17 protein-coding genes and 1 riboswitch are annotated in these 17,039 nt (G+C 57.6%); of the genes, 10 read left to right on the plus strand and 7 right to left on the minus strand.

What is annotated here, in order from left to right; all coding sequences use genetic code 11:
* The first annotated feature begins 1,129 nt into the window (after positions 1-1,129).
* Together uvrB and ABFX35_RS02755 are read left to right on the plus strand one after the other, a co-directional pair.
* Positions 1,130-3,142, plus strand: a complete 2,013-nt coding sequence (uvrB, locus tag ABFX35_RS02750) for an excinuclease ABC subunit UvrB (RefSeq protein ID WP_279026820.1) — start codon at positions 1,130-1,132, stop codon at positions 3,140-3,142.
* 115 nt (positions 3,143-3,257) lie between these two features.
* On the plus strand, positions 3,258-3,503 hold the full coding sequence (locus tag ABFX35_RS02755) for a VF530 family protein (protein WP_279026818.1): 246 nt from the start codon (positions 3,258-3,260) through the stop codon (positions 3,501-3,503).
* 18 nt (positions 3,504-3,521) lie between these two features.
* Here ABFX35_RS02755 and yvcK read toward each other — a convergent pair whose 3' ends face one another.
* A complete protein-coding gene (gene yvcK, locus ABFX35_RS02760) occupies positions 3,522-4,439 on the minus strand; it encodes a uridine diphosphate-N-acetylglucosamine-binding protein YvcK (protein ID WP_279026817.1) in 918 nt (305 codons plus the stop codon).
* Between the two features lie 258 nt (positions 4,440-4,697).
* Positions 4,698-4,841: riboswitch (molybdenum cofactor riboswitch) on the plus strand.
* Between yvcK and moaA the strand changes: the two genes are divergently transcribed.
* The 7 genes from moaA (at position 4,828) to ABFX35_RS02795 (ending at position 9,044) form a co-directional block, all read left to right on the plus strand.
* The gene (moaA, locus tag ABFX35_RS02765) at positions 4,828-5,814 is read left to right on the plus strand and encodes a GTP 3',8-cyclase MoaA (RefSeq protein WP_346079018.1); all 987 of its coding nucleotides are present in this window, start codon (positions 4,828-4,830) and stop codon (positions 5,812-5,814) included. It overlaps the preceding riboswitch by 14 nt.
* Before the next feature lie 53 nt (positions 5,815-5,867).
* Positions 5,868-6,380: a molybdenum cofactor biosynthesis protein B gene (gene moaB, locus ABFX35_RS02770; RefSeq protein ID WP_121552979.1), complete on the plus strand. Its 513-nt coding sequence runs from the start codon at positions 5,868-5,870 to the stop codon at positions 6,378-6,380.
* A 4-nt stretch (positions 6,381-6,384) separates the two neighbouring features.
* Entirely contained in the window at positions 6,385-6,861 is a 477-nt protein-coding gene (moaC, locus tag ABFX35_RS02775) for a cyclic pyranopterin monophosphate synthase MoaC (protein WP_346079021.1), read from the plus strand.
* A 3-nt stretch (positions 6,862-6,864) separates the two neighbouring features.
* On the plus strand, positions 6,865-7,110 hold the full coding sequence (moaD, locus tag ABFX35_RS02780) for a molybdopterin synthase sulfur carrier subunit (protein WP_279026813.1): 246 nt from the start codon (positions 6,865-6,867) through the stop codon (positions 7,108-7,110).
* Positions 7,111-7,112: 2 nt separating this feature from the next.
* A complete protein-coding gene (gene moaE, locus ABFX35_RS02785) occupies positions 7,113-7,565 on the plus strand; it encodes a molybdopterin synthase catalytic subunit MoaE (RefSeq protein ID WP_095845375.1) in 453 nt (150 codons plus the stop codon).
* 140 nt (positions 7,566-7,705) lie between these two features.
* Positions 7,706-8,416 carry a Bax inhibitor-1/YccA family protein gene (locus ABFX35_RS02790; protein WP_095845374.1) on the plus strand — a complete coding sequence of 237 codons (711 nt, stop codon included), beginning with the start codon at positions 7,706-7,708 and terminating at the stop codon, positions 8,414-8,416.
* Between the two features lie 199 nt (positions 8,417-8,615).
* Positions 8,616-9,044 carry a DUF2628 domain-containing protein gene (locus ABFX35_RS02795; protein ID WP_279026810.1) on the plus strand — a complete coding sequence of 143 codons (429 nt, stop codon included), beginning with the start codon at positions 8,616-8,618 and terminating at the stop codon, positions 9,042-9,044.
* A gap of 50 nt (positions 9,045-9,094) precedes the next feature.
* Here ABFX35_RS02795 and ABFX35_RS02800 read toward each other — a convergent pair whose 3' ends face one another.
* From ABFX35_RS02800 to ABFX35_RS02825, 6 genes are all read right to left on the minus strand, one after another.
* Entirely contained in the window at positions 9,095-9,409 is a 315-nt protein-coding gene (locus ABFX35_RS02800) for a hypothetical protein (RefSeq protein ID WP_230469396.1), read from the minus strand.
* A 54-nt stretch (positions 9,410-9,463) separates the two neighbouring features.
* The gene (locus tag ABFX35_RS02805; protein WP_346079024.1) at positions 9,464-10,570 is read right to left on the minus strand and encodes an ABC transporter permease; all 1,107 of its coding nucleotides are present in this window, start codon (positions 10,568-10,570) and stop codon (positions 9,464-9,466) included.
* 9 nt (positions 10,571-10,579) lie between these two features.
* Positions 10,580-11,716, minus strand: coding sequence for an ABC transporter permease (locus ABFX35_RS02810; protein WP_279026805.1), 1,137 nt, complete (start codon positions 11,714-11,716; stop codon positions 10,580-10,582).
* On the minus strand, positions 11,713-13,452 hold the full coding sequence (locus ABFX35_RS02815) for an ATP-binding cassette domain-containing protein (protein WP_346079026.1): 1,740 nt from the start codon (positions 13,450-13,452) through the stop codon (positions 11,713-11,715). The genes ABFX35_RS02810 and ABFX35_RS02815 overlap by 4 nt, the downstream gene beginning before the upstream one ends.
* Positions 13,453-13,522: 70 nt before the next feature.
* Complete coding sequence (hlyD, locus tag ABFX35_RS02820) at positions 13,523-14,518, minus strand: secretion protein HlyD (RefSeq protein WP_346079028.1); 996 nt, start codon at positions 14,516-14,518, stop codon at positions 13,523-13,525.
* A gap of 19 nt (positions 14,519-14,537) precedes the next feature.
* Positions 14,538-15,236: a CerR family C-terminal domain-containing protein gene (locus ABFX35_RS02825; protein WP_346080832.1), complete on the minus strand. Its 699-nt coding sequence runs from the start codon at positions 15,234-15,236 to the stop codon at positions 14,538-14,540.
* 354 nt (positions 15,237-15,590) lie between these two features.
* On the opposite strand from ABFX35_RS02825, the gene rhlE reads away from it, so the two are divergent.
* Positions 15,591-16,958 carry an ATP-dependent RNA helicase RhlE gene (rhlE, locus tag ABFX35_RS02830; protein ID WP_346079030.1) on the plus strand — a complete coding sequence of 456 codons (1,368 nt, stop codon included), beginning with the start codon at positions 15,591-15,593 and terminating at the stop codon, positions 16,956-16,958.
* Positions 16,959-17,039: the final 81 nt, after the last annotated feature.

Here is a 17,039-nt window from a genome sequence, read left to right on the forward strand (position 1 = left end):
AAGGCCGCTAAAATTTAATATTCAGGAAAAAATGGCCATTAAAAGCCGGATTCCCGTTATGTTTCGCTTTTATGACTGTGTTAGCGGTGATTTATTTTACCGGTAACAGGCCAACTCAAGCAGAGGATTCTATCGTACAGGCGGGGTTCACTCTCTATCCGCGCTGTCTATCCTTAACGGGGTTTTGCAATTAGCAGGCCAACTTTATCGCGGCGATAAAAAAGCGTCTTGTTAGCGTGGTGTTAACCTGGCGGCAGGGGCGAGGCGGGCTGGCGGCAAGGCGGCGCAGGCAAAGTCTGGGCAGTAAGCGCCGGGTGTGCACTTTTGCGGTGCTGCCGGGATTGGTTATGGTGCACAGGATTTCACCCATCGGGCAGACCACAACCCCTTGTAGCGGTTGAAAGTGGAAAATGAATTTCAGCCGGGCCGGTTTATTAGCATTAATCGGCATAAACACAGCGATTTTTTTATGAAAAAAATAACTAAAAAGACCCTTTAAACCGTTTTGGTAACCGAAAGGGGTTCTTTCTGAAGCTCCCGTGGTTGGCGGGGTGGTAAGAGTTATCCACTATTCCTGTGGATAACCTTGTGTATTAGATTTAGAAAAGCGCCTTAAAGCGAGAGCCGGCGCGGGTTGTGTTCGCGTTGCCCGTATTCTCATCTTTTTATTAAACTATATATTTATCAAATAATTAATTAAAATCAAGCGATGCCTGATAGAGCTAATGCGTTTGCCTGGATTTTTACCGTTGTGTTACTGATAAGTTAACGCTGAGCGGGTTTTGGGGATAAATCTGTGATTGACAATAAAAATGTCACCGTATTGTCATCGCCGGCATGCGCGTAAAGCCGGGCAACGGTGCATGGCTGGCCGATCTTGGGGCATCGCGCTGTGGGAATAGCGGTTGCCTGGTGTGCCGCTGGTCTCTGGTGCCGGGCTAAATGGCGGCAGGCTGCGGTTTTCCCCTCGCCAACGCCGCGGCGGGTAAATCTGCTTGAAGCTGGTTTTATATCCAGTATCATAATGGCACTGGCGCAATTCGCCGGGGCTTTCCATACTTAAGGGCCGCTCAGTGAAGCGATTCACGGGGCGCCTGAGCGCGCATTTCTCACGGGGTAGCCTAGTCTGATGAGTAAACTGTTCAAACTGCATTCTGAGTTCAAACCGGCCGGCGATCAGCCGGAGGCCATCCGCAAACTGGAAGAAGGGCTGGAAGACGGCCTGGCGCATCAGACGTTGCTGGGGGTCACCGGTTCGGGCAAAACCTTCACGATCGCCAATGTGATTGCCGATCTCAATCGGCCAACCATGGTGCTGGCGCCGAATAAAACGCTGGCGGCGCAGCTGTATGGCGAGATGAAAGAGTTCTTCCCGGAGAACGCGGTGGAATATTTTGTCTCTTATTACGATTACTACCAGCCGGAAGCCTATGTGCCAAGCTCCGATACCTTTATTGAAAAAGACGCCTCGGTGAACGAACACATCGAACAGATGCGTCTGTCGGCCACCAAGGCGCTGTTGGAGCGGCGTGATGTGGTGGTGGTGGCGTCGGTGTCCGCCATCTACGGTTTGGGCGATCCAGATCTGTACCTGAAGATGATGCTGCACCTGACCAACGGGATGATTATCGATCAGCGTTCAATCCTGCGCCGGCTGGCAGAGTTGCAGTATACCCGCAACGATCAGGCTTTTCAGCGCGCCACCTTCCGCGTGCGCGGCGAAGTGATCGATATCTTCCCGGCAGAATCCGACGAGTTGGCGCTGCGCGTGGAGCTGTTCGATGAGGAAGTCGAGCGGCTGTCGCTGTTTGATCCGCTCACCGGCCAGGTTCAGCAGGTGGTGCCGCGGTTCACCATTTACCCCAAATCACACTATGTCACGCCGCGCGAACGTATTTTGCAGGCCATGGAAGAGATCAAACTGGAACTGGCCGATCGGCGCAAAGTGCTGCTGGCCAATAACAAGCTGCTGGAAGAACAGCGCCTGACGCAGCGCACTCAGTTTGATCTGGAGATGATGAACGAACTGGGCTATTGCTCCGGCATTGAAAACTACTCGCGTTACCTTTCCGGGCGCGGGCCGGGCGAGCCGCCGCCCACGCTGTTCGATTACCTGCCGGCGGATGGCTTGCTGGTGGTGGATGAATCCCACGTGACGATCCCGCAGATCGGCGGCATGTACAAGGGCGACCGTTCACGCAAGGAAACGCTGGTGGAATATGGCTTCCGCCTGCCTTCCGCATTGGACAACCGCCCGATGCGTTTTGAAGAGTTTGAAGCGTTGGCGCCGCAGACGATCTATGTTTCCGCCACGCCAGGCAAATATGAGCTGGAGAAATCCGGCGGTGAAATTATCGATCAGGTGGTCAGGCCGACCGGGTTGCTGGATCCGGAAATCGAAGTGCGGCCGGTCACCACGCAGGTGGACGATCTGCTGTCTGAAATCCGCAAGCGGGCGGCGATCAACGAACGTGTGTTGGTGACCACGCTGACCAAACGGATGGCGGAAGATCTGACGGAATATCTGGAAGAACACGGTGAGCGCGTGCGCTACCTGCACTCGGATATCGATACCGTGGAGCGCGTTGAGATCATCCGCGATCTGCGTCTGGGGGAATTCGATGTGTTGGTGGGCATCAACCTGTTGCGTGAGGGGTTGGATATGCCAGAGGTTTCGCTGGTGGCGATTCTGGACGCCGATAAAGAAGGCTTCCTGCGTTCCGAACGTTCGCTGATCCAGACCATCGGCCGTGCGGCGCGTAACCTGAACGGCAAGGCGATACTGTACGGCGATAAAATTACCGACTCCATGGCCAAAGCGATCGGTGAAACCGAGCGCCGCCGCGCCAAACAGCAGGCGTACAACGCCGAGCGAGGCATCACGCCAAAAGGCCTGAATAAAAAGATCGGCGATATTTTGCAAATCGGCCAGCCGGTCAATGGTAAAAACCTGGCGAAGGGCAAAGGCAAAGCGGCAAGTCAGCCGCAGCATCAGCTGCTGTCGCCAAAAGCGCTTGAGAAGAAAATCCGCGAGCTGGAAGCGCAAATGTATACCCATGCGCAGAACCTGGAGTTTGAACAGGCTGCGGCACTGCGCGATGAAATTCAGCAGTTGCGCGAGCAGTTTATCGCCATTTCCTGATGCATAACGCCGCGGGGCCGTATCTGGCCCCGCTAATGCCGGGTAAACAAAAGTCCTTGCCGCACCGGGCAAAGCTGATTATGGTGTGCGGCCAATAAAAAAATGAGCTGCCGATATGACCACCTTCCCCTCAAAAGATCCGCTGCATGGCATCACTCTGGAACAGTTGCTGAACGCACTGGTGGCCGAGTATGGCTGGCCGGGGCTGGCGGAGCGTATTCGCATCAACTGCTTTCGCAGCGATCCGAGCATTAAATCCAGTTTGAAGTTCTTGCGCCGCACGCCGTGGGCGCGCAAGCAGGTCGAAGAGTTGTATATTCGCACCGTCAGCGATAACCCGTGGCTACGCGGCCGCGATTAAACGGCCTTTCTTGCGCGATCAACGGCGGGCGGCCAGCTCCGAGAGGGCGCGATCCAACGCCTGGCGCAGCAGTTGGCGATCGTGACGGTAAGGGATATCGCTGGCTTCCAGCGCTTGTTGGATCACCACGCGATCCTGCACCTGGCGGGTATCGGCCGCGGGGCAGGCGATCACCGCATCGATCATCCTGCGGCCGATATGTTCTTCCATCATATTCAGCTTGTCCTGCAATGACAGCGACGCCGCGGCCACGCTCAGCTCGCGCCCCAGATTGTTGATATAAATCACATTGGCGCTGCTGCGCCGCAGCGCTTGGGCCAGATCCGCCAGCAGCAGCGGCGGCATCAGGCTGGTGAGGAAGCTGCCCGGGCCAATCAGGATCACGTCGGCCTGCGCTATGGCGTCCAGCGCTTCGCGCGTGGCGTGCACCGGTGCGGAAAGCAGCAGCGCCTGCGGCATGTGGGTTAGCCGATCGATATTGACCTCGCCGTAAACCTGGTTGCCTTCACGATCGTAGGCCACCAGATCCACCGGCTGCTCTGACATCGGGATCAGCCACGCGTCCACTTTCAGCAGGCTGCGGATCAGGTTGATGGCCTCCAGCGGGCGCACGCTGAGATTCTCCAGCGCCTTGAGTATCAAATTGCCCAGGTTATGCCCGGCCAGTTCACCACTACCGCTAAAGCGGTATTCGAACATGGCCGATGCTACGCTAGGATCGGTAATCAACTGGTTGAGGCAATTGCGCAAATCCCCCCAGGCGATCCCGCCCTCTGAACGGCGAATACGGCCGGTGGAGCCGCCGTTGTCGGTGGTGGTGACGATTCCGGTCAGGCGGGAGCCGAGCAATGAGAGCGAAGACATCACGCGGCCAAGGCCATGGCCACCGCCCAGTGCCACCACCCGATCCAGATCGGCCAGGGTTCGATTACGCATAAATTTCCTTAAAGAGGGGCTGACTGCCTGCTTAAATTAACCGATCCGATGAAAAAACGCGAAACCGCGTGCCGTTTGCATGACTTTAGCCGATCGCTCTGCGAAACAGGTATTTTTCGTGATTAATGTGTTAGCGGCGCGGGCGAAAGCGCTATCTACATTATTATATAACGAAATTGCCCGTTGGCTATCGCCGGGAATTGGCGCTAGAATTCCGCCGAAAACCGCGGTTTTATCCCGGCAAGGCTGTTCGCCGGGCTGAAATCAAAACTCCTAGCCCCTGGGCCTGTGTTGTTCCCATCGAACAATATGGCGTTTGGGCCGTGGCGAAGCCTGCCACCAGGGTGCCAGTGGAAACGCCGGCATCTCCCGTATTTGGAAAGGTGTTATGGTGCCGCAACTCACTGATGCTTTTGCGCGCAAGTTTTACTATTTGCGCCTGTCGATCACCGACGTGTGCAATTTTCGTTGCACCTACTGTTTACCGGGCGGCTATCAGCCGAACGGCAGTCCGAAAACCTTTCTTTCACTGGATGAGATCCGGCGGGTTAGCCGCGCGTTCGCCGAACTGGGGACGGAGAAAGTGCGCCTGACCGGTGGCGAGCCGTCGCTGCGGCGCGACTTTACCGAGATTATTGCCGCCGTGCGCGAAAACCCGATGGTTCGCCAGCTTGCCGTGACCACCAACGGTTACCGTTTGGCGCGTGACGTAGAACGCTGGCGTGACGCCGGATTAACGGCGATTAACGTCAGCGTTGATAGCCTGGATGCCCGCCAGTTTCACGCCATTACCGGCCAGGATCGTTTTCAGCAGGTGATGGCCGGCATTGATGCCGCCTTTGCCGCCGGTTACCGCAAGGTGAAAGTCAACGCGGTGCTGATGCGCGACGTGAACCACCATCAGCTCGACGCTTTTCTGCGCTGGATTAAAGATCGCCCGATTCAACTGCGCTTTATTGAACTGATGGAAACCGGCGAAGGCGGGCAGCTGTTTCGCAAACACCATGTCTCCGGCGATGTGATCCGCCGGCAGTTGGAACGTGAAGGGTGGCGCCATCTGCCGCGTGAGCGCAGCGATGGCCCGGCGCTGGTATTTAGCCACCCGGATTACCAGGGCGAGGTGGGGTTAATCATGCCCTATGCGAAGGATTTCTGCGCCAGCTGCAACCGGCTGCGGGTATCCGCCATCGGCAACCTGCATCTGTGCCTGTTTGGCGAGCAGGGGATCCCGCTGCGCGATCTGCTGGCGGCGGATAACCAACTGGAACAGCTGAAGCTGCGCATTCAGGGCGGGCTGCTGAACAAAAAGCAGACCCACTTCCTGCACCAGGGCAACAGCGGCATAACGCAGAATTTGTCGTTTATCGGCGGTTAATACCGGAGCGAACGGTAACGCGCGGCACCACATCAGCAGGAGCGAGACACATTATGAGCCATACCAGCAGTGAATTTATTCCGTTGCGCATCGCCGTGATGACGGTGTCCGATCGCCGCAGCGAAGCGGAGGATACTTCCGGCGACTACTTGCAGCAGGCAGCGCAGGAAGCCGGCCACACGGTGGTGGCTCGCGCGTTGGTCAAAGACAATCTTTACCAGATCCGCGCGCAGATCTCGCTTTGGATCGCCAGCGATGACGTGCAGGCGGTATTGGTTAACGGCGGCACGGGGTTTACCGAACGGGATAATACCCCGCAGGCGTTGTTGCCGTTGTTCGATCGGGAAATTGAAGGTTTCGGCGAGCTGTTTCGCATGGTCTCTTATGAAGAGATCGGCACGGCGACTATTCAGTCGCGCGCGCTGGCCGGCATTGCCAACCGTACCGTGATTTTTGCCGTGCCGGGTTCCACCCGCGCCTGCCGCACCGCGTGGGAGCGGGTTATCGAAGAACAACTGGACGCACGGCATCGCCCGTGTAATTTTCAGCCGCATGTGAAAAAGTAGCCTTATGAACCAATTAACCCATATTAACGCCGCCGGCGAAGCCCATATGGTGGATGTCTCCGCCAAGGCGGACACCGTGCGAGAAGCCCGCGCCGAGGCGTTTGTCGCCATGCATGCCGAGACGTTGGCGATGATCGTCGAAGGCCGCCATCACAAGGGCGATGTATTCGCTACCGCGCGCATCGCCGGCATCCAGGCGGCGAAGCGCACCTGGGAGTTGATCCCGTTGTGCCACCCGCTGATGCTGAGCAAGGTCGAAGTGCAGTTGGAAGCGCAGCCGGCGCACAGCCGCGTGCGTATCGAAACCTGCTGCCGCCTTAGCGGCAAAACCGGCGTGGAAATGGAAGCGCTCACCGCCGCTTCGGTGGCGGCACTGACCATTTACGACATGTGCAAGGCGGTGCAAAAGGACATGGTGATCGGCCCCGTGCGCCTGCTGGCGAAAAGCGGCGGTAAATCCGGCGACTTCAGGGTGGAATAGCGCATGATTGATATTCTGTTTTTTGCCCAGGTGCGTGAACTGGTCGGTGTGCCCAGCCTGCGCCTGGCGGCAGAGTTCTCGACCGTGGAGGCATTGCGCCAGGCGCTGTGCGCGCGTGGCGATCGCTGGGCGTTGGCGTTGGAAAACGGCAAGCTGTTGGCGGCGGTCAATCAGGCGTTGGTCCCGCTGGAACACCCGCTGTGCGCCGGCGACGAGGTGGCGTTCTTTCCACCGGTAACCGGGGGGTAACCATGAGCAATACCCGTATTCGCGTTGGCCATGCGCCGTTTAACGTCGGTGATGAATATGCCTGGCTGGCGCAGTGCGCCGACGATGGCGCGGTAGTGACCTTCACCGGCAAGGTACGCAATCATAACCTGGGTGACGATGTGAGCGCGCTGACGCTGGAACACTACCCGGGCATGACGGAAAAAACGCTGGCCGAGATTGTTGAACAGGCCCGCCAACGCTGGCCATTGCAGCGGGTCGCGGTGATTCACCGGATCGGCGAGCTGTTTCCCGGTGATGAAATTGTGTTCGTCGGCGTGACCGGCGCGCACCGTAGCCAGGCCTTTGAGGCCGCCGAATTTATTATGGATTATCTGAAGACGCGCGCACCGTTTTGGAAGCGTGAAGCCACCGGGCAGGGGGAGCGCTGGGTGGAGGCGCGTGCCGCGGATACGCTGGCGGCGAAGCGCTGGTGAGCAGGTAAATCATTGTTCAACGGCGCGTAATTAATAGCGCTGCGCGCTCCCGGCAGTGCGTTATTGTGGTACTCTTAATAACGGCAGGGCTATGGCATATGCCATCCCGAATCTTGTTCAACATGCAAAAGGTAACCGTCATGGACCGATATCCACGTTCTAATGGTTCAATTGTCGAACGTGCTGGCAGCGGCATTCAGGCCTATATGGCGCAGGTGTATGGCTGGATGACCTGCGGCCTGTTGCTGACGGCGTTTGTCTCATGGTATGCGGCCAACACGCCCGCAATCCTCAACTTTATTTTTTCCAGCCAGATCACCTTCTTCGGGCTGATTATTGTGCAATTGGCGCTGGTGTTCGTTATTTCCGGCATGGTTAACCGCCTGAGCGGGGCGATGGCCACTTCGCTGTTTATGCTGTATTCGGCGTTGACCGGGCTGACGCTTTCCAGCATTTTCATTGCCTACACTTATTCTTCCATCGCCAGCACCTTCGTGGTCACCGCCGGGATGTTCGGCGCCATGAGCCTGTATGGTTACACCACCAAGCGCGATCTGAGCGGCTTCGGCAGCCTGTTGTTTATGGCGTTGATCGGTATTGTGTTGGCGTCGCTGGTTAATATCTGGCTGAAGAGCAGCGCATTGATGTGGGCGATCACTTACATCGGCGTGGTAGTATTTGTTGGCCTGACGGCCTATGACACCCAGAAACTGAAAGCGATGGGCGAACAGCTCAACGCGGATGATAAAGACCATTTCCGCAAATATGCGATTGTCGGCGCGCTGACGCTGTATCTCGACTTTATCAACCTGTTCCTGATGCTGCTGCGGATTTTCGGCAACCGCCGTTAATCGCTAATCCTTCGTTGCTACCCGCACCGTTGTTTCTCAAAGGGCCCTGTTTTGCAGGGCCTTTTGTTATCTGTTTACTTAAGCGACAGTCATGCTTTTTCACGCCGTTTTATTGACACTGCGCCAGGCATTGCGTTGAATAAACAGGTTATATGGGATGGCAGTAGTAAAACACAATGATAATGGTAACGAGGGATTTATGAGTAAAGAGCTAAGCCCAAAGTGGCAAGCGCGTTTTGCCTTATATGATAGCGTCGGTGGGAATGTCACTTCCCCTGAATACCAGCGGAAGCTAAAGGAGATGAAGTTCTTCGCGCGGCTTAAATACGTCATGAACTTTTACGCCTTTTTCTTCGGCATTATTTATTTTTGTATTTTGGGCTTGTGGAAGAAAGGCCTGGTGCTGTTTGTGGTGATATGTGCCATCAACTTAATCCTGGGGATGATTGAATACAGCAATGGCGTGAACCTTGATGCCTGGGCGCGCGGCGTGAACGTTGCCTATGCGTGTGCGTGCGGCAGCCTCGCCAACTACAGCTATTACCTGAAAGAAGTGAAGGGCATTCAGGGTTGGAACCCATTGGAAGGCTTAACCAAAGCGTCGGCGGCAAGAATCGCCCAGCGCTAATGGGCAGAAAAGGGCAAACGGATTGCCCTCTTTGGCTATCACGGCTGGCCTTATGAGGATGCGAAGGCGATAGCGATGAGATAGAGTGCAAAAATCGCCAGTGCAATCAGTAAAGAGAATAGCGCCCGCCATTTCAATGACGATTTGAACAGCCCGATGATGGCAAAGTAGAACACCACGAAGTTCGCAATCACATTCACGCCGGCCATGGCCAGCACCACCAGATCAAGCCACTCTCCGCTGTCTTCCGGCAGAAAAAAACCGGCCGCAAAAATCAGCATGACCAGCAGCAGGCTAATGCCGGCAAGCCGGAAGCCAAAACGGGTCATTTTATTGAATTCATTGTCTTTAACTGCTTCTGCCAAAACGCCTCCATGAATAATCGATAACAAGACACGCCCGTTACCGCAGCCCCGCTCTTAGGCGATTTTACGCCGGAACATGGCATAAGCCACGCTGCCGGTGGTGACGGTGATCACCAGTAACGGCCACAGGCTGTGCCAGATAATGCCGAAGCTGGCGTCTTTCAAATAAATCTGCTTAGTGATGTCGGTGAAGTGACGGATTGGGTTAATCCAGGTCAGGTTCTGCAGCCACACCGGCATATTTTCCACAGGCGAAACATAGCCTGAAAGCAGGATCGCCGGCATCATAAACACGAATACGCCGATAAACGCCTGCTGCTGGGTTGCGCATAGCGCCGAGATCAACAAGCCGAAGCCCACCAGGGACAGCCCGTAGGCCAGCATGGTGCCATAAAACAGCAGCAGAGAGCCAGCGAACGGGATCTGGAACAGGAAAATACCGATCAACAGCACGGTGGATGCCTGGAACGAAGCGACAATCAGCGCTGGCACGGCCTTGCCGATAAAAATTTGCCAGGTGGTGAGCGGGGAGACCAGCAGCTGTTCCAGCGTGCCCTGTTCACGCTCGCGCGCCACTGAAAGCGAAGTGACAATCAGCACGCCGATGGTGGTGATCATGGCGATCAGGGACGGAACCACAAACCATTTGTAATCCAGATTGGGGTTATACCAGTTGCGCACCACCAGCTCGCTGTTATTGGGTTTCTGCCGGCCGCCGATCAGCGCTTCCTGATAATCCTGCACGATGTGCTGGACATAATTGGCGGCAATCTGCGCACTGTTCGAGTTACGGCCATCCAGAATCAATTGCAGCGGTGCGGTGTTGCCGGTGGCGATATCACGTGAAAACTGCGCCGGAAAGCGGATCAGCAACAGTGCTTTCCGGTTGTCGAGTGTGGACTGAATTTCCTGCGGGTTGCGCAGCAGCAAAACCTGTGAGAAGGCTTTGGCCTTGGCAAAGCGCTGGGTCAGTTCGATCGAAGCCTGGCCGTTGTCTTCGCTGTAAATGGCGATCGTGGCATTAGTGACTTCAAGCGTGGCGGCGAACGGGAACAACAACACCTGCACCAGCACCGGCATGATCAGAATGGTGCGGGTTTGCGGATCGCGCAGCAGCGTTTGCAGTTCCTTGATGATAAGCGTTAATAAACGGTGCAACATGCTTCCCCCTTAATCCAGCCGCCGCTGGGTTTTCCAGGCCGTCAGCCCGATAAACACCACCGCAGAAGCGATCAGCAACAGCAGATTGATGATCAGCACCGTGCCGATATTCCCCGCCAGAAACAGCGTTTGCAGGGTGCTGACGAAGTAGCGCGCCGGAATGAGGTAAGTGAAGGCGCGCACCACGGCCGGCATACTGTCGATCTGGAAAATAAACCCCGAAAGCATGATTGAAGGCAGGAAGGCGGCATTCAGCGCCACCATCGCCGCGTTGAACTGATTGCGCGTCACGGAAGAAATCAGCAACCCCATGCCGAGCGTGCTGGCCAGGAACAGGCTGCTGATGATAAACAGAATCAGCCACGAGCCACGGTAAGGCACCTTGAGCACGAAGAGCGATATCACCATACACAGCGCCATGGCGAGCATGCCCAGCAGATAGTAGGGCAGCAGTTTGGAGAGCAACAGCTCGCCGCGCGTCACCTGCGTCGACAGCAGGGCCTCCATGGTGCCGCGCTCCCACTCGCGGGCGATCACCAACGAAGTCAGGATCGCGCCGATCACCGTCATGATGATGGTGATCGCCCCAGGAATGATGAAGTGCTGGCTTATCGCCGCCGGGTTGAACCAGTAGCGCATTTGGATCTCGATCAGCGGCTTATCCTCCTGCCCGCGATCGGTAGCGCGCTGCTGCTGCCAGATCTGCCATACCCCCTGGGTATAGGCCTGCACAAAGTTGGCGGTGTTGGGTTCGCTGCCGTCGGTGATGACCTGGATCGGCGCCTGATCGTAAGGGCGGGCCATGCGTTGGGCAAAATCAGTGGGGATCACCACCAGCCCGCGGATCTCACCGGCCTGCATTTTCTGGATCAACGCCTGCCGGTTATCGCTGACGGTCGGATCGATATACGGCGATCCGGTAAACGCACTGACCAGATCCCGCGCCTCTTCGCTTTGCTGTTCAAGCAAAATGCCCAGCCGCAGTTTGCTGGAATCCAGATTGATGCCGTAGCCGAAGATAAACAGCAGCAGCAGTGGGATGACGAACGCGATCAGCCCGCTGCTGGGATCGCGCAGGATCTGGCGGGTTTCTTTCAGGCACAGCGCGCGCAAACGCCGCCAGGAAAAGCCGCTGCTTTCACTCATGATGTTTTCTCCTGCCGATCGTAGCCTTGCACCAGCTCAATAAACGCATCTTCCATTGACGGGTTGGGATTCTGTTCGCAGGCGACCTGGTGTTTAAGATCGTCCGGCGTGCCGGCGGCGATGATCTTGCCGTGATACACCAGCCCGATGCGATCGCAATATTCCGCTTCGTCCATGAAGTGGGTGGTCACCATGACCGTCACGCCTTTATCCACCATGCCGTTGATATGCAGCCAGAATTCACGCCGGGTTAGCGGATCGACCCCCGAGGTGGGTTCGTCGAGGAACAGAATATCGGGTTCGTGCATCAGCGCGCAGGCCAGCGCCAGGCGCTGCTTAAACCCCAGCGGCAGCGAGTCCGGGGTTTGGTCGATAATCGAGCCGAAGTTAAACGCGCGCGACATTTCATCGATTTTATCGCGCTGCCTTTTGCCGCTGAGGCCATATACGCCGGAAAAAAACTTCAGGTTTTGCCCCACCGTCAGGTTGCCGTATAGCGAGAATTTTTGCGCCATATAGCCCAGGCGCTGGCGTGCTTTGCCGGAGCTGGTTTTTAAATCCATCCCCAGCACCAGGGCCTTACCGCCGCTGGGCGTCAGCAGGCCGCACATCATTTTGAAGGTGGTGGATTTGCCCGCGCCGTTTGGCCCCAGCAGGCCGAAGATTTCGCCGCGCTGTACTTTGAAATCCACGTTATCGGTGGCGGCGAAGTTGCCAAATTTTTTGGTCAGCCCTTGCGCTTCAATCACGGTTTCCGCGCTGTCGCCCTGTACCGTTGGCATGATCTCCGCCAGCGCCGAGCGGCTGTTGGGGCCGCCGCCGAGCAGATCGATAAACGCATCCTCAAAACGCGGCTCGGCTTCGCGCAGTTTAGCATTTGGCAGATCCAGCGCCTGTAATACCTGCGGGTGTTCGGCGTCGGGTTTTAGCATCAGGCGCAGATATTTGCCCTGGATCACCCCGTCGGTGACCGCCGGCAAGCAAATCGCGCGCTGTAACAACGCGCGCGGGTTGTCGCCCGGCGCATCGAGCAGGATCGAACGGCCGGCCATGCGCTGGGTCAGCGCCTGCGGCGCGCCGCTGAACAGCAATTCGCCTTCATTCATCAGCAGCACTTCCCGGCATTGTTCGGCCTCATCAAGATAAGAGGTGCTCCAGAGGATCAGCATGCCGTCGTTGGCCAGTTCATGCACCATACGCCACAGTTCGCGGCGCGAGATCGGATCGACGCCCACCCCCGGCTCATCCAGCAGCAGCACCTGCGGCTGGCCTACCAACGTACAGGCCAGCCCCAGCTTTTGCTTCATGCCGCCGGAAAGCTTGCCGGCCAAGCGATCGGTAAAGTGAGTGAGATCGGTAAATTCCAGCAGTTGTTGGAAGGTTCGCTGGCGCGCTTCGCCGGTGACGCCGCGCAGATCGGCATACAGCGTCAGGTTTTCCATCACCGTCAGGTCTTCATACAGGCCGAATTTTTGCGGCATATAGCCAAGAATGGCGTGCAGTTGACGATCCTGGGCGATCGGATCCAACCCGGCGACGCGCAGTTGGCCGCTGCTGGGTTTCAACAGCCCGGCCAGCATGCGCAACAGCGTGGTTTTGCCCGCGCCGTCCGGCCCGACCAGGCCGGTCACCGCACCGCTGCGTAGCGTGGTGGTCAGGCTGGCGACCGCCGGTTTCTCGAGTGACGGAAAGCGTTTTTCCAGCGCTTCCAGCTCAATCACATGTGCCTGTTCCATGACATCCCTAACGTCAGAAGCTATCAACGAGGTATAGCGTTTGCAGGCTGCGGGCAGCCTGCGCCGAATCCTACTGGGCGGCGCCGTTGTCAAAGCGCAGCGTCACCGGCATCCCCTGGCGCAGCGCATCGTCGGCGTCGGTCACCACCACGCGCAGGCGGTAGACCAGATCGGTGCGCAGGTCCGGCGTTTCGACGCTTTTTGGCGTGAACTCGGCGGTGGGGGAAACAAAACCGATCCTGCCGTGATAGGGCTTATCCGGCCGGCTGTCGGTGTAAATGGCAAGCTCGGTGCCCGGCGCCGCCTGGCCCAGGTGGGCTTCGCTGACGTAGGCGCGTACCCAAACCGGGTTGGTCAGCGAAACGGTGAACACAGTGCTGCTGGCGCTAAGCATGGTGCCTGGCTCCACCGCACGGGTCAGCACCGTACCGGCGGAGGGGGCAAGCAGGGCGGTATCCTGCAGGTTGAGTTGCGCCTGCGCCAATGCCGCCTGGCTTTGGGCCAGAACGGCCCTGGCCTGTTCGATTTCCTGCGGGCGGTTGCCGCTTTGGTATTGGGTGAGTTTATCTTTCGCCGCTTGCAGATTGGCCTGCGCCTGGTTGCGCGCGGTGCGGGCATCTTCCAGGGCGTCGGCCGACGTGGCGTTTTTGGCCCACAGCCCCTGCTGGCGTTTTAAAAAGCTGTCGGCATAGCTGAACGCCGATTGCCGCTGCGCCACCTCTGCGCGCACCTGGGCGATCTCTTCATTGCGGTAGCCGGCCAGCAACAGATCCAGCTTGGCCTGTGCGCTGCCAGCGTTGGCCTCTGCTTGCCGCAGCGCGTTGATGTAGGGGCCATCGTCCAGTTTGCCGAGCGGTTGCCCCGGTTGGACGCGATCGCCTTCATCAACCGCCAGCGAAGCCAGGCGGCCATCAACGCGGAAACCGAGATTAACGGTGCGGATATCGACGTTACCGTACAGCGTCAGCGGTGTGTTTTGCCGCTGCTGGTAAGATAAAAATCCATAGACGACGGCGGCGATCGCCAGAATAGCCACCACCACAACGGCACTTCTTTTCTTGTTCATAACACTCCCTGCCAGCGTTTTATGCGCTATAGCGCTGATGCAACCCGTGAACCAGAAGATCGATATGTTCAACCAACACGGCCCTGATCTGCGCCGCCTGTTCCTCGCCAATTTGCTGCCAGCCGGCCTGCCGGCAGATGGTTTCCCGCGCCACGCGGAACGCCAGTACTTCGCCGATCAGCGCATGGGTATGCAGCACGACTTTGTCTGATTCCGGCGCCATGCCGGTGCTGGCCGCCATCAACCGGCACAGTTGGCTATGGACCGGCGCCGTTATTTGTTCGTGGATCAGCGGGAAGACATCGGTGGGCGACAATTGCTCGCGCGACATGATTTTGCTTATCTTGATGGTTTGCGGCTGAGTCATCAGTTCACTTAGCATCAATAGCCCGCGCTTAAGGTAGTGCAGGTAGCTTTCAGGCGGGCGCTGCGCGGCCGGCAACAGCCAGAAACGCTCAATTTCTTCGGCCAGCGGGCTGAATGCCTGCTGGAAAAAATCAGCGATCCACTGTGCTACGGCACGATACAGGCCTTCTTTTGAATTGAAGTAGTAGGTGATGGCGGCGATATTTTGCCCGGCCAGCCGGGCGATTTCCCGCGTCGTGGCGCCGCGCAGGCCGTATTCGCCAAACACCTCGATGGCGGCGGCGATCAGTTGCTGGCGCGCCTGTTCGCCACGTGCCTGGCTGGCAACCTGTTTATTCTCCGCTGAAGGCATCACACGCATCCATAAAAATTAATCAATCATATGATTAACTTTAGGCCTCGTAGTGGGCCATGTAAACCGGCCCGCGCGTTTTTCTCCTGCGCGGTCAGCCAGGTTTGATGGCGTTTTTCGCGTGTTGCAGCGGCATTGTGCGTTTCATCACGTAAAATTGCTTTTTTTTCTTCGACTTCTGCTACAATCACTCGCTTGGTGCACTGCAGTTTGTGCCAATCCCTCGTGGTCATCCCGGGAATGTTGCCAGCGGCTGAATGCCGGGCACATCCTTATGCCCCGTCTGATCATCCTCCCAGGAAACTGCACCGAACTGATGTTCAGGTTAGGGGGGATCTGGAGTTTTTCTCTACTATGTCATTTGAAAACCTCGGCTTAAGTGCTGAAATTCTGCGCGCTGTTGAAGAACAGGGCTATCGCGAACCTACGCCAATTCAGCGTCAGGCCATTCCTGTGGTATTGGAAGGCCGCGATCTGATGGCCAGCGCCCAGACCGGCACCGGGAAAACCGCCGGTTTTACCCTGCCGTTACTGCAATTGCTGAGCAAACATGACCATGCGGCCAAAGGCCGCCGCCCGGTGCGGGCGCTGATCCTGACGCCAACCCGTGAATTGGCGGCGCAGATCGGCGAAAACGTCGTGGCGTACAGCAAACACCTGCGCCTGCGTTCGCTGGTGGTGTTCGGCGGTGTGAGCATCAACCCGCAGATGATGAAGCTGCGCGGTGGCGTCGACATTCTGGTGGCAACGCCGGGGCGCCTGCTGGATCTGGAACACCAGAACGCAGTAGATCTGTCGAAAATTGAAATTCTGGTGCTGGATGAAGCCGACCGCATGCTGGATATGGGGTTCATCCACGATATCCGCCGCGTGCTGGCCAAGCTGCCGTCAAAACGCCAGAACCTGCTGTTCTCCGCCACGTTCTCGGACGATATCAAAGCGCTGGCGAGCAAACTGCTGCATAACCCGGCCTCCGTTGAAGTGGCGCGCCGCAATACCGCCTCTGAACAAGTGGCGCAGAGCGTGCACTTTGTGGATAAAAAGCGTAAGCGCGAGCTGCTTTCCCACATGATCGGCGCCGGCGACTGGCGCCAGGTACTGGTGTTTAACCGCACCAAACATGGCGCTAACCACCTGGCGGAGCAGTTGAACAAAGACGGCATTACCGCCGCCGCCATTCACGGCAACAAGAGCCAGGGCGCGCGTACCCGTGCGCTGGCCGACTTTAAAGACGGCCGGATCCGCGTGCTGGTTGCGACCGATATCGCCGCCCGCGGTCTGGATATCGATCAGTTGCCGCACGTCGTGAACTACGAACTGCCTAATGTGCCGGAAGACTATGTGCACCGTATTGGCCGTACCGGCCGTGCCGAACGCACCGGCGAAGCTATTTCACTGGTTTGCGTGGATGAGCACAAACTGCTGCGCGATATCGAGCGGCTGCTGAAACGCGAAATTCCGCGCATTGCTATCCCTGGCTATGAGCCAGATCCGTCCATCAAGGCGGAGCCGATCATCAACGGCCGTCAGGGCGGCGGGCGTGGTGCGCCGCGTGGCAATGGCGGTGGGCAGCGCCGTAGTCAAGGCGGCGGTCAGCGCTCTGCCAACGGCGGCGGCCAACGCGAAAGCCGCGAAGGCGGCCATGCGCGCCCGCAGGGTGAAGGCCAGCGCCGCAGCGGTGCGCCAGCACGCCGTCCGCGCAGCCGTAAGCCTGCGGAATAAATAACGCGGCGCGAATACCACGCGCGCGGTTCCTTCAGTGCCAGCCAGAGCAATCCGGCTGGCATTTTTTTATCGTCATTT

The sequence above is a fragment of the Gibbsiella dentisursi genome (assembly GCF_039539505.1).
GTDB lineage: Bacteria > Pseudomonadota > Gammaproteobacteria > Enterobacterales > Enterobacteriaceae > Gibbsiella > Gibbsiella quercinecans.